General features: G+C 37.4%; 4 protein-coding genes. All 4 read left to right on the top strand.

All coding sequences use genetic code 11. The features are described from left to right. Nucleotides 1-2: 2 nt before the first annotated feature. The 4 genes from AC1DVB_RS10255 (at nucleotide 3) to AC1DVB_RS10270 (ending at nucleotide 15,679) form a co-directional block, all read left to right on the top strand. Entirely contained in the window at nucleotides 3-269 is a 267-nt protein-coding gene (locus AC1DVB_RS10255; RefSeq protein WP_048679062.1) for a phosphopantetheine-binding protein, read from the top strand. A gap of 26 nt (nucleotides 270-295) precedes the next feature. After that, on the top strand, nucleotides 296-5,014 hold the full coding sequence (locus tag AC1DVB_RS10260; RefSeq protein ID WP_477589154.1) for an amino acid adenylation domain-containing protein: 4,719 nt from the start codon (nucleotides 296-298) through the stop codon (nucleotides 5,012-5,014). Nucleotides 5,015-5,093: 79 nt separating this feature from the next. Next, a complete protein-coding gene (locus AC1DVB_RS10265; RefSeq protein ID WP_477589156.1) occupies nucleotides 5,094-12,779 on the top strand; it encodes an amino acid adenylation domain-containing protein in 7,686 nt (2,561 codons plus the stop codon). Continuing rightward, nucleotides 12,776-15,679, top strand: a complete 2,904-nt coding sequence (locus AC1DVB_RS10270; RefSeq protein ID WP_477589158.1) for a non-ribosomal peptide synthetase — start codon at nucleotides 12,776-12,778, stop codon at nucleotides 15,677-15,679. Before AC1DVB_RS10265 ends, AC1DVB_RS10270 begins: the two co-directional genes overlap by 4 nt. Nucleotides 15,680-15,690 lie beyond the last annotated feature (11 nt).

Genomic DNA, 15,690 nt, shown 5'->3' on the forward strand with positions numbered 1-15,690 from the left:
ATATGGAGATAACAATTGCGGTGAAGGAAAGGTTAATTGAGGAAAAACTTATTGGATTTTGGAAAGAAATTTTAGAACAAGAGACAATAGATACAGATTCCAACTTCTTTGACTTAGGTGGGAATTCCCTTTTAGCGATGCAATTTATTCAAATGGTGAAGAATAACCTGGGAGTGAGATTACCAATCAAGGTGATGTTCGAACAATCCACCATAAAGGAACTATCTGTACTCATCAAACAATTGGACGATATGCATAAGTTAAGTTGAATGGAAAAGAATTGAGGTGTTTTTCTATGAACAGGATGATCAGTGAAACGGAAAATAGGCTATTAAACTTGATTTCAATTGTTATTGAACCTTTAAAACTATCACTAGTAGAGGACATGAATGAATCACTAAGCACAAGTGAAAAAAAAGATGAGTTTTTGTCTTCGATAAAACAGGAGTTTGGTATTCAATTAACACCGGAAATCATTTCAAGTCAATGGAATATAGAAAAACTGGCAAGTTTTCTGGACATGCTCCTCGACATGAGGGAAGACGAGGTAAATAAGCCTTATAAACGTGGGAAAAGTGAAGGAATGCTTTCTCATAATCAAGATAGAATGTATCTGTTCGACAGCCTGGGTGAAAGGGAAATGCTCTATAATATGCCATTTAAGTTCATTTTAAATGGCGTTGTGGACATTGATGACCTGCAACAGGCATTAGATTTCATGATTGAACGCCATGAAACTTTGCGAACTAATTTCAAAGGGGAAGAACATCAAATCCTTCAATTCTTATCAAAAAAAAGCCGAAACATGATTGCCTATGAAGACTGTCGGGGATTAGATCCAGAAGTCAGCGATATAATGGTCACCTCCCATCTTACTGAAGAAATGGAAAGATGCTTCGACCTGGAAAATGATCATTTATTTAATATGAAACTATTTCGAGTTGATGAAGAAAAACATTATTTGGTATGCAATTTTCACCATATCATTTTTGATGGAGTATCGTTTGTCACCTTTTTCGAAGAGTTATTGGAGATTTATGAAAGAATTCAAACAGGCAGGGTTGGGGATATTCCCCCTCTGGACATGCAATATTTAGATTATGCTGTCTGGCATAAGGAGTGGGTCAAGGAAAGTATGCCAAGCCAAAGGAGGTTTTGGGAAAGTTATTTAGATCAAGAGGAAGAAGCATTAGAACTTCCGTTTGACTTTCAACGTCCAAAATCACCTTCTTACTCAGGCGAAAGACTGGAAATGGCCATAACGAATGAACTTCGTTTATTGATTGACAGGGTTTTAAAGGAGAATGGTACGACTTTATATGCTTTTATGATGACTGCCTATCAAGTGTTTTTAAGTCGGTATACCGGGAAGAATCAAATCATTGTCGGGAGTACCGTGGCAAACCGTGGCCAAGAAGAATTTGCCCGGACAGTTGGATGCTTTGTCAATACGCTGCCATTGAAGCTGACCGTTGATCCATCAGAATCATTTCATGAAATATTGAACCGGAATCGTAAAGTGATTTTGGATGTATTGGAACATCAGGCTTTTCCATTTGAAAAAATAGTTGAAATCATTAATCCAGACAGGGATCTCAGCCATTCCCCATTGTTCCAAACAGCTTTGGCAATGGAAGAAAGCTTTGATGGGAACTTTAGCAACGCATTCTTCACTCTTGAACAAGACAAATTCGAAATTCCTTATTCAAATTATGACCTGACTATAAAGGTGAAGGGTTCTCATGATTTAATCCTGCAATTCGAGTATTCCGATGAACTTTTCAGGCGGGAAACAATTGAAAGACTCATGCTGAGTTTCGAAAAATGGTTATTCCAAATTTGCAGAAATGCGGATAAACCTATCTGTCATTTGGAGTATTTAGATGACAATCAAATGAATCAATTGTTATTTGAGTGGCAAGGTGAGGTTTCGGATGCGCATCAAAATGAGACGATCACCTCCATATTCAAAAGAATCGTCAAGAAGCATTCAAACAAATTAGCCGTTGCTGATAATGGTCAGGCCATTACTTATTCGGAATTAGATCAAAGATCGAATGTGATTGCGAAATTGGTCAGAAATCATACCGAAAACGGTTCTAATAAGGTAGGCCTGCATGTAAACAGATCGATTGATATGGTAATCGGCATGTTGGGAATCATTAAAGCCGGGTGTGCATACGTTCCGCTTGATCCTATGATGCCAGCTGAAAGATTGGAATATATCATCAATGATTCGAAAATGGATATATGCATTACGAATCAAATTGAGGCTCCTGCCATTAAAAAAATAGCTAAGGTGATTGATCTTGAATCCGTACATTACGTGGCTACCAAGTGCTGTAACGAATCTATTGCACCTTCCGATCTAGCTTACATAATCTATACTTCGGGAACGACAGGAAAACCAAAAGGTGTCATGTTATCCCATAGAGGCGTAGTGAATTTAATAATAAGCCAAAACAAGTACTTACAACTTGATGAGACCTCAAAGGTATTACAATTTGCCACTTTTAATTTTGACGCTTCTATATATGAGATTTTTGGAAGCTTATTAAATGGTGCAGAGCTGCATATCGGGAATAATAAGGAGGAAATGTTTGATTTATTCGCATTGGAAAATCAAATCAAAAGTGAAAAGTTAACGCATCTAGTTTTGCCGCCAGCAGTATTGCAAGAGCTCAATATAGAGGGCTCCCATGTGAAATTTGTCGGTTCAGCCGGGTCTGAATGTCCATTAACCTTGCTGGGTCGCTATCAAAGTATAAATTTCTATAATGCCTACGGTCCAACGGAATATTCAGTATGGACCACGATTGAAATGTTTAAAGCGTATGAAAACAAAGGGACTACCAATAATAAAGTCTCGATAGGCAAACCCATCCTGAATACTGACGTTTATTTATTGAGTCCTGATCAAAGACTCGTACCAATCGGTGCTGCAGGGGAAATATATATTGGTGGTGAAGGGTTAGCTGTTGGATATGTGAATAATGATGATTTAACAAAAGAAAAGTTCATTGAACATCCTTTTAAAGCTGGAAAGCGTTTGTATCGCAGCGGTGACCTTGCAAAATTCACGAGCGATGGTGAGTTGATTTTTCTGGGGCGTAAAGATAATCAAGTGAAAATCAGAGGTTTCCGTGTCGAAGTGGATGAGATTTCGGTCAACCTCAATGCGTATCCGCAAGTAAGTAACTCATTCATTAAGGTTCAGGTTCAGCCAAACTTAAATAAACAAATAATCGCTTATTTCACATCCAAACAACAAGTTGAGTACGATCACTTAAAAGCATTTTTAAAAGAGAGATTACCAAGCTACATGATTCCTTCATTCTTTATGCAAGTGGACAAATTTCCGTTAAATGCAAATGGGAAAATTGATTCAGCACTTCTTCCGGTACCCGTAACCAGAAGCAATACATTGGAAGAACCTGAGACGTTCAATGAGAAAGTGCTTCTTCAAATATTCAAAAGTGTCTTAGGGTTGGATGACATCAGTATCCGGGATAACTTTTTTGAGCTTGGCGGCGATTCCATTCAGAGCATTCAAATATGTTCACTAGCAAGGCAGGAAAGTATAATCATCAGTCCAAAATCAATTTTTGAAAATCAAACGGTAGCAGAGCTGGCTGCGATAGCGAAAACTGAAAACAAGGTAATGATTCAACCTATAGCCACTAGAGGGAATGTGGAACTGACCCCCATCCAAGAATGGTTCTTTGCGGAGCACACTGCTTCCATCAATCATTGGAACCAGTCCATTGCTTTTAGTAAAGATTCCTGTGCTCAATTGGAGGACATTGAAAAAAATCTATCACATATCGTGGAACATCATGATGGATTGTTAACCCTATTTGAAAAACGTGACGATAAATATATCGGGAATATAAACTCTGAAAACAAAACATGGGAGTTAGTCTATAAGGATATACATCATTTGGATGAGGAAACGCGAATAAGGGTGAGAGATGAATGGGAAAGTAAGGCTCAAGGTTCATTGGACATAAGTAATGGACCGATCATGAAAATGCTTGTTTTAAAAGAACAGCAGAACAAGTATCGCTTCTTTTGGGTAATCCACCATTTATTGATTGATGCCGTTTCCTGGAGGATTTTACTTGAGGATTTCAATACCCTCCATGATCTCGCATTAAACAATCAAACAGGAAGGCTTGCTCATAAAACGTCATCATTCAAAGACTGGTCAAACTTCTTGAAGAAATACAATGAATCGTTGATGGACCCTGAAACACTCCGTTATTGGGAACAAAAAACAAAAAGTGAAATAACGGATTTTAAGATAGCGGAAGACTTTATAGCTAAAGAAGAAAGAACGATGGAGAAATCATTCAGTGAGGAAGAAACTGAATTCTTGATCCAGGAATTATCAAGGCAATCGAAAGCGACTGTGGAAGAAGTATTGTTGACATTAATCGCAAAGGGTTTGAAACAATCTTTTGAAGTGAAGAACTTCTGGTTGGAAGCAGAAGGGCATGGCAGGGAAATGGTGGATGAAACAATCGATGTTACTAGGACCGTTGGCTGGTTTACTGCGATGTATCCAATATTGCTGCATTCAGATGGGACGTTTGACGATACTTTAAAAAACACGAAGAATGCTATAAGGGAAATCCCAAATAAAGGTTTTGATTATGGCGTCATCAAGTATTTACGACCTGGGGTCATTCAGGAGCCGGATATCTACGTTACTTTTAATTACTTAGGAAGATTGGATTCTCAATTTGAATCATCCAATAGCAGGGACTTTGGTGAATTTGAAAATAAACCAAAACTGCATTTCCTGTCATTTATCCAGGATGGAAAACTAATCATAAAAATAATTTCAAAATTAGCCGAAGAAAAGATGAATCTAATAATGGAAGCTATTGGTGATGCTGTCATGGAAATCAAGGGAACTGAATTTGACCAAGGTTCTTTAATAGAAAGTGATTTCCCGGATGCAATGCTCACTGAGGAAGATTTGTTTCATATATTGAATTCTAATAAATAAGGTGATTACTGGTTTAATAGAATGATTGTAGTCAGCGGGTATGGATGACACGAAGATAATGGAATCGGGAGGCGCAAAATTGGAGAAATCTATTCAGAATATCTACTCATTAACTCCGCTTCAAGAAGGAATCCTTTATGAACTGGAAATGAACAATTCAACAGAGAACCTTTACATTTCTCAAATGCGAATCAGGATAACGGGCGCTCTTGAAGTAGATGCATTGTTCGAGGCGTGGAGTCAGGTTGTAGAACGACATGAAGCATTAAGAATGAAGGTCATCTCTAAAAATATTGAAAATAATGTTCAGGTTGTCTTCAATACAATGGATTATCAACCAGAAATGATCGATTTGACAGAGTTGAGTGAACATGAACAATTAATGGAAATTAAAAGAGTGACTTCCGAATCCCAGGAGATGGATGTTAATAACTCCAATTTGATGAGACTCCAATTAGTGAAAATTGAAGAAAATCAGTTTATCTTGATTTGGACTCATCACCATATAATTTTGGATGGCTGGAGTACCAGCATAGTCATCGATGAACTCTTTGTTATTTACAGCCGAATTGTAGGAAAAGACTCCAAAGGACTTATTGAAAAGCCAAAGCAATATGGAGATTTTATCCGGTATATGAATAAAACAGATGCGGAAGATATAAATCGTTTTTGGAAAGAGCTTGCAAAGGATATTGAGCAGCCGACGATCACATTTCCCATCATGAAACATGTGAAGGAAAACCACCAGGACAATGATCTCTTCTGGGAGCTGGATAAAACACAAAGTAAGCTTTTAAGAGAATTTGCCGCTAAAAACCATGTAACGCTTAATGTATTACTGCAGTTAATTTGGTCAATCGTCCTAAAGGAAATGTCCAATCAAAATCGAATCGTCTTTGGAATCGTTAGCTCTGGCAGGTCGAACAACTTATTCAAATCGGAAGAAATCGTTGGGATGCTCATTAATACGATTCCTATGATAGCTGAAATAAACGATACAGACAGCGTTACCGATTTACTGAAACGATTCCAGGAAACATTGAATAATATGCTGGATTACTCCCAAATTTCTTTAGTGGATATCAAACGGCATACGAAATTAAAGAAGGAAGATCCGATTTTCGAAACTTTATTTGTTTATGAAAATTATCCGGAAGCGAAAGATGAAGGCTTTAGCATTAACTGGGAGGTCGAAGGCGGAAAAGAGTCACATAGCTTTCCGTTATCGTTACAAGCCCAGGATAATAAAGAAACGATTACATGCAAATTGTACTTTAATACCTGCTACTTACAGCGTTCGCTAGTATATGATATCCAATCAGCCTTCATGCAGATTGCCCATCAAATTACTGAAGCTCAGCAAATTGATGAAATATATGTGGATATTGACTTTTCAAAACTAAAAAATAATGTGAGTAAAGACGATCAAGCAACGGATGCCCATTCGATCACATCCACATCCGTTAATCAAGGACTTAAAGAAGTTTGGCAAGAGTTTTTCTTGAACAGCGATATTAATGGTGATTCTGATTTCTTTCAATTGGGCGGGCATTCGATAACAGCCATGAAAATGGTGTCTAAAATAAATAAAAGACTTGATGCGAATATGAAATTAGCTGATTTGTTTGAAAATCCTACATTGAAAATGCTAAATCATAAGATCTTTCCGGAAATGAGTACACCTCCAAGAAATGAAACGCAGGTCGTTTCATCTTTCGTGGAAAAGACATTTTTGGAAGTCTTATCAACAAGTCAAATCGATAAAGATGCAGATTTTTTTGAAATGGGCGGACACTCGATTTTAGCCATGAAGTTATTGACCAAATTAAACAAAGAATACAATCAAATTCTAACTTTGAAAAATATTTTTCAAAATTCAACAATCGATTCGTTGACAGACTTCATCATTAATGAAATTTCAGATCATGACAAAGAGCACATAGAAGCGCAACAAGAAAATCATGTTTTATCCAGTAACCAAGAGGCTTTATGGTTCAACGAAAAACTCAACGGTAAGACAGCCAATTATAATATCCCTCAGAAATATAAAATTACTGGAAGAGTGGATACTTCAATGCTGGAAAAAGCCTTAAATCATGTCGTTACTAGACATGAGATTTTGAGGACCACCGTCCGTGAAAAAGCCGGTAAAGGCTATCAGGAAATCAGGGAAGATTTGTACATAAAAATAGATGAAATCGATCTCTCTGCGTTAAAGCCCGAACAGCAAAAGACTCGTATGCTGCAAATTGAAGACGATGTCCAATCGGAAATCTTTGAAATTGAAAAAGGTCCTCTCCTGACAGTGAAACTTGTTAAATTGAGTGAAAAGGATTTTGTTTTATTTGTGAATCTCCACCATTTCGTTTTTGACGGATGGTCAGTGAGTATATTTTTAGATGAATGGTTATCGTTTTATGACAGTGAAGTGAATGAAAAGGAACTTATCCTTGGAAATGACTTTAAACAATATAAGGATTTTGCATTAGAGCAGAAAAACTGGCTGGAAAATAACATGAAAGAAGAATCGCAATTTTGGGAAACAAACTTATCTGGGGATTTACCTAAATTGGAGCTTCCTTTAGATACGGTTCGTACAAAAGAAAATCGCAATGATGGCAGTAGTTTTATAGTGGAACTATCAAGGGAAGAGCTCCAGGGTTTAAAGCGGATCTCCCTGGAAAAAAACTCGACATTATTCATGACACTGCTAACGATGTACCAGTCTTTCCTAGCAAAATATACAGGTCAAAACGATATCATCGTTGGTAGTCCTTTGGCGAATAGAATGATTGAAGGGACAGAAAAATCGATAGGTTATTTTGTCAATACGCTGCCCTTTAGATTAAAGCTGGGACATGAGGAAACATTTGAAGAGATACTTCAAAGAAATACAGGCCATATCATCGACATCTATGATCATCAGCAAATGACATTGGAGAAGATCGTTGAAGTCATTAACCCTGAAAGAAATTTAGCAAGCACTTCTTTATTTCAAACCGTCTTCATTTTACAAAATAATGCCAAAGCTGCATTGGAAAGTGAATACATAAAGATAACGCCTGAAGTAATAAAATCAAAGGCAGCAAAATTCGATTTGAGTTTAGCTGCAGAAGAATATGAAGATAAGCTATTATTCGCCTTTGAGTATAATTCAGGGATCTTCAATGAACAAACCATTCAATCATTAGCTGAAAATTTCCTGGAGTGGATCAGGAAGATTACTTATCAGCCTGAACAATCCATTGACAAGGTATCCGTCGTGAGTAAGAAGCAGGAGAAAGTATTATTGGAAGAATGGCAGGGAGAAACCATTCGCTTTGAGGGGATCAATGACACAATCCCACAAGCCTTCCATAAAATTGTTGAGCGATTTCCTGAAAAGGTAGCCATTGTTGATGGTTCCAAAACCATTACATATCGCGAATTGAATGATAAGAGCAATCGGCTTTCACACTATTTACTAAGCAAAGGGATTTCTAAAGAAGAAAGAGTCGGAATTTATGTGAATCGATCAATTGATATGGTGACGGGGATGTTGGCAGTAATTAAAGCAGGTGCTGCGTATATTCCATTGGATCCTCATTATCCTAATGAACGATTAAGCTACATGGTTGAAGATTCGTCCATTTCCTATTGCTTGAGTCACAAAGAACTCGGAAAGAATGGTTTGATTGACCCATCCAAAATAATATATTTTGAAGATATTGAAAATGAATCGGATTTGTCAATAACAGAGAATCTTCACATTGCGGATCAGCGGGACTTAGCCTATGTCATTTATACCTCTGGAACGACAGGCAGGCCAAAAGGAGTCATGTTGGAACATAGAGGAATCATTAACTTGGTTCATAACCAAAATAAAATGATGTGTTTAGATACATCAGCTAAAGTGCTGCAATTCGCTACGTTTAATTTTGATTCATCCGTCATAGAGATTTTCAGCACACTATTGTTCGGTGCCGAGCTGCATATAAGCGTAGATAAAGAAAATCAATTTGACTTGAGTAAACTTGTTGAACAAATTAAGCGTGAAGGAATTTCTCATATCATTTTACCGCCTGCTGTGTTGAAGGAACTGCCAATCAATGAATTGAGCACGATTAAAGTGTTGGGATCTGCAGGTTCTGAATGTCCAGTCGAACTCGTTTCAAAGTTTAAGCATATATCGTTTTTCAATGGCTACGGGCCTACTGAATATTCGGTGTGTACAAGTTTTAAAATGTTTCCCCCGAATGAGGATGCTACAGATGAATTCGTTGTTTCAATTGGGAGGCCACTGACTAACACGGTTGCACTTGTGCTGGATGAAAACCGGAAACTAGTGCCGGCAGGAGCGGTTGGTGAACTTTATGTCGGAGGAATTGGGTTAGCGAGGGGATATCTGAATAATGAGAGCCTGACAAATGAAAGATTCATATCCAATCCATTCAACCCTGCTGAAAAAGTATACAGAACCGGGGATTTAGTTAAGCATAACAAAGCTGGGGAATTAGTTTATATAGGCAGAGCGGACGACCAAGTGAAAATAAGAGGATACCGTGTTGAACTATCGGAGGTTAATGTTTCATTACGAAAACTAGCAGAAATCAAAGATAGTTATGTAACGGCAATGGAAGATGGATTTGAGAATAAAAGGCTAATTGCTTATTATACGGTGGATGATGAGGTTTCGGTGGATTCAATCAGAAGAAGACTGAAAGAAACACTGCCTGCTTTCATGATTCCTGCTCATTTTATGCAACTGGATAAATTCCCTTTGACGCCGAATGGAAAAGTTGATCGGAAATCCCTGCCGAAATGGACGGAACAGTTGGATGAGAGGAAGAAAAAAGTGCCGGATGTGCAAGAGCTGTCCAAAACTGAAACAGAGCTTCTGACAATATGGAGAGATGTATTAAACGATCCCGCTATAGGACCGGAAGATAACTTCTTTGAATGTGGCGGTGATTCAATCATCAGCATTCAAATATGCTCGGCTGCAAAAGAAAAAGATCTATTTATAACGCCTAAGGATATATTTGAATACCAAACGGTCCGTGAGCTAGGGAATGTCGTAAATGAGCTGGAACAAAAACAAGTGGTCCAAGAAAAAATATCAGGTTATGTACCGTTGACGCCTATTCAATCTTGGTTTTTTAATGAAAATCATGACAATATCCATCATTGGAATCAGTCAGTAGTTTTGATGAAGGATCATGCATTGGCGACCGAACAATATAAACAAATCATCATGAAATTAATTGATCAGCACGACATATTAAGGACATTATTTGAAAAACATGGTGATTCTTATATTGGCAATATATCAAATGCTGATACGGCATGCGGTTTTCATGAGTATCAAGTTTCCAGTTTTAAAGATGAAAATAGTCTGAAAGTAATTAAGGAGCTGGAAGAAAACGCCCAACAAAGTTTAAACATACACAATGGCCCCATGATGAAGTTCCTTCTATTCAGGGATCAAAAGAACGTAAGGATTTTTTGGGTGATTCATCACCTTGTGGTTGATGGTGTTTCGTGGAGGATACTTCTTGATCATTTCGAAAGATGCTATCAACAGATAAAGAATGGACAAGAACCATCACTGCCTTTAAAAACGACTTCTTATAAACAATGGTCCGAGAAACTGAACGAGTATCAGAACACTGGCCTACCGGAAGATGCCGTTCAATATTGGGAAAAGGAAATGAATATTCCAGTTTCTCCGCTGAAGCATAGCTTAGGAGAAACATGTGATTTTGAAAACATGTACAAAATACAAGTGGATGAGGACCAAACACAAAACCTCATTAAAAACACTTTAAGAAAACATAAAACGACGATTGATGAGGTTTTATTATCCGTTATTGCCCATTCAGTTTCCAATATAATGGGAATTGATGAATTTTGGCTCGATTTAGAAGGTCATGGCAGAGAGGATATTGAAGATGATATTGATCTATCAAGGACAGTAGGGTGGTTCACCTCCATTTATCCAGTAAGGATTAAAGGAATGCCGTCTTTGGGCTCAACCTTGAGAAATACAAAAAACAGATTAAGAAGTGTGCCAAACAAAGGGTTTGACTTTGGAATCCTAAAGTATATTTCCACTAGGAATCATAACTATCCAGACAGCCTTGTGAGTTACAACTATCTAGGTCAATTTAATAACACTGGTGATATGGAACAAACCAATAGCAGCAATATCGATTTGAACTATACATTTCCATATAAGCTCAATTTTGTTGCCAGCATAGTAAACAATAGGCTCATGCTGAATATTATTGGCGATAGCAACAATGAAAACTACCAAATGATATGTAAAGAAGTTGAAGTACACTTAAACAATATTTTAAGTGGAAGCGCAGATTTGAATGACTCCATTGTCGAAACGGATTTTCAAGCTGAGAAGATAGTCGATGGAAGTACGATTACCCATTTCATTAATAAGTTTAATAACATTGAAGAGATTTACCCAGTGACATCACTTCAAGAAGGCATGTTATTCCATAGTGAAGTAACTCAAAGTCCTGAATATATTTCACAGCTATCCATTGATTTATTAGGTGATCTGGACTTGGACAAATTGGAAGAAGCATGGAATGAAACCTGTAGAAAATACGACGTTCTTAGATCCGTTTTCAGGCGCAATCAATTGGGGGACCGTTACCAAATCATCCTAAATGACATTTATTATGTGTTTAATCATGTGGATCTAACGACGTTTAGTGAGGACGAATCGGCATCCAAGATAGAAAATCTTTTAGAGCATAGCAAAAACAGACAAATGGATTTAGAGAATGGTCCGCTCATGAACATCACCTTGATCCAGCTATCGGATCATCGCTATAAATTCATATGGACACATCATCATGCTTTAATGGATGGCTGGAGCCTGCAAATCGTCATTAATCATTTTTTGGATAATTATCGAAACCCATCCAATATGGTAAAAGACAGTGATGAACATAAGATTGCCTATAAGCAAGTCATGAATCATGTCAGGAATATGAATAAACAGGATGAAGCAGCTTTTTGGAATGAAGAATTAAGGGATTTTGAACAAGTAAAAGCACTAATAGGTAAGAAAACGGATAAGGAAGCTTTTACAGCGGATAAAGTTATTGAATATAGCCTGCCTGAAGAGCTTACCGATAGATTAATAGAATTATCCAAGCGGCATAGAAAGACGATCAATACCGTTGTTCAAGGAGTTTGGAGCATCGTTCTATCGTGCCTAAGTGAGAGCGACTCAGTATGCTATGGGGTGACAAGCTCGGGAAGGAACCTCAGCATTCCGCATATTGAAACAGCTGTAGGCTTATTGATCAATACTCTGCCATTCTCGTTGAAAATCGATTGGGATGATGATTTGCAATCCTATCTTACTGCGATTCAAAACAAGCAATTACAAATGAGAGAGTATGAGTTCAGTGCACTTACGGATATAAAGCGATACGCTGAAATTCCTTGGGATAAGGAATTATTCCAACATATATTTGTATTCGAAAATTATCCGAGCACAGAATCGGCAGAGGATTCGCGAATCATGATCGAAAATTCAGTCGGAAGTGAATCGACCAATTTTGATCTTACGTTCTCTGCGGCTGTAGTGCAAACCAAGCTGCATTATAAGATCATTTATAAAGACAGTAAATTCTCCGAAAATGAAATTTTACGTTTTATGGATTCCATGCAGGAAATATTCTTAAAACTAACAGAAAATGAAACACTGCCATCTATTAAGAAATTAATAAATCACTTGAAAGTTGGGGCCCGATGATAAGTAAATCGATGACGACGAATAAATTGATGTCAATAACTGAAGCTTTTAAAAAAATCGTGGAGGATAATCAATCAAAAGCGGCACTTTGCGAAAATGAACGTCAAATTACTTATAAAGAACTAGACATGCTTTCAGATAAGCTTGCCAAAAGGATCATTGATCTGGGGATTCAAGAAGAAACAATGATCGGCATTCCAAGCAAAAGGTCCATTGAACTGATCATAGGGATGCTTGCCATAATAAAGTCAGGCTGTTGCTATGTTCCAATCGACGAAAAGTACCCATTAAAAAGATTGGAATATATGCTTGCAGATACGGATATGAAGTTCTTCTTATCGTTTAAAGGTCAAGAAGGAAAGCTAATGGAATTGGATATTGAACCAATTCCATTTGAGATGAATGAACTAAGCAGGGACTGCCATATCCCCGTTAACCGTTCCTCGGAGAATGGTCTCGCATATGTCATCTATACATCAGGTACGACTGGAAAGCCAAAAGGTGTAATGATAGAGCATAAAAGTGTAGTCAATTTAGTATTGAACTCTGAAATACTAGAAATTAATGAAAATAATAGAGTGGCCCAATTTTCCAACCCATGCTTTGACGCCGCAACCTTTGAGATATGGGGAGCTTTATTGAATGGAGCGACTTTATTCCTGATGCCGAATGAGTTCACTTCTTTTGATGATTGGAAAGAAGCGATATCCATTGGAAAGGTGGATGTAGCCTTTTTTACGACAGGTCTTTTCAATGCAATGGTAGATGAGGATCCTATGATTTTTGAAGGATTAAAGAAAATTGTGGTTGGCGGAGATAAAATCTCGGTTTCCCATGTGAGGAGATTGAAGCAAACAATCGGTCACTTCTCCTTGATTAATGGGTATGGACCAACTGAATGCACCACTTTTGCCATATGTCATGAGGTCGAAGAAAAAGATGCAGATGTTATTCCCATTGGAAAACCATTGAGCAATGTAGAAATCAAGATTCTATCTGAAGGACTAGTCGAGGTAGCAGATGGGGAAATAGGCGAAATCTACATTGGCGGTCAAGGGGTCATGAGAGGCTATTTAAATCAGCCGCAATTAACGGATCAAGCGTTGATCAAGGATGATTTGAATCAGACGAAGTGGTATAAAACAGGTGATCATGGCATCCGGTTACGAAATGGTGAGATCCTGTATAAAGGTCGGAAAGACAGTCAAGTGAAAATTCGCGGTTTTAGAATTGAACTGAATGAAATTCAAGACAAGCTTGATCAATACATGAAGATTGAAAGTTCAGTCGTTGCTGTTAAAAACATCAATGATGAAAATTATGTGATCGCTTATTACAAACATGAAGATGAAAAAGCGGAAAACGCTGAAAAGGATATTAAAGATTATCTGAACAATGAATTGCCGAAATATATGATTCCCCACTTTTTTGTCAGAGTGGATGATTTCCCGCTTAATGCCAACGGTAAAGTCGATAAAGAGAAATTATTGGAAATGGAGATCGGGCAAAATAAAACTTCCTTAGCCAATCAGGAAACTGGAAAGAAAAAAGAAGTATTGGAGATTTGGAGAAATGTATTGGGAAATCAAAGTCTAGGATTGGACGACAACTTCTTTGAACATGGAGGCCATTCCATTTTAGCTACCAAACTGGTCTATGTAATGAAGGAAACGGTACTTCCTGAAGCCACTTTACAAATCTTATTGGAAAATAATACAGTGAATAAATTCGTTGAAGCACTTGAAGTCGATTATTCTTGCAGCATGGAAGCAGTGATGGAGAAGGATTCCGTGCTCGATCGAGAATTGATGGAGAAAATAAGGGAAATATCCGCTAAACCCGTTCAAATTGAAAAAAATATGATGATTACAGGTGGAACAGGTTTTTTGGGAGCACACCTATTAAACAAATTATTACTGGAATTGGAAGATGTCAAAATCTATTGTTTGGTTAGATTTCCTTCGAGAAATAGATTGAAAGATACTTTAATGAAATATGGTCTTTGGCAGGATGAATTCGTAAGTAGAATCGTTGTCATTGAAGGGGATCTTAGTAAACATCATTTCGGTCTGGATGATGTGACATATGAGAAATTAAGCAATGATGTCTCTCATGTGTATCATGTCGGTGCTGAAACGAATTTCTTCGAGCCGTATAGCAAATCAAAAATATCGAATGTGGATGGTGTAGTGGAAGTCATTAAGTTTGCTTCATCATGCAATCGTAAAAACATTTATTATGCATCAACGCTTTCTGTCTTGACCGGAGAAAGGAAATGGGACGAGGAAGACGAATTGGTTTATTCCCCTGATTTAATGATCGGATACAGCCAGTCCAAATGGGTTGCCGAGAAATTGCTTCTTCAAGCAAGGGAACTCGGACTGACAATCGATATTTTCCGGTTAGGCAGGATTTCATCTAATTCAAATGGGGTTTGGAACGAGAAGGATATGTTGTACAAGGTTTTTGAATCATTTATTGAACAAAGGATATTGCCATTTAAAGAGGAAATTCATTTTGAATTGATGCCAGTCGATTTTGTAAGTGAGTTTATTTACAAAATATCAAGATTGAAAGAGAATCAGAAGCTCGGAATCTATCATATGTTCAATGATCAGAGAGTTTCAAGTGAATTCGTGACCTCCTTCTTCGAAAAAAATGAAATACCTTACTCCAATATGGGGTTGGAAGAATGGTTACAATCTTTAAAAGAAAAGACACAATCTAACGAGATTCATTCATTAAGTGCTTTGTCCCAGTTAATAGATGAATCAACAAAATTAAAAGAGTCGGAAATCCTGCAAGGAAAAACCAAGAAGGAAATGGAACTGCTATCAATGAAAATGCCGGAAATCGATTCAAGGTATGTTGAAAGCTTTATGAAGTACATGTTGAAATAATGGATCGTAAG

Source organism: Peribacillus sp. P4_D6, assembly GCF_056401795.1.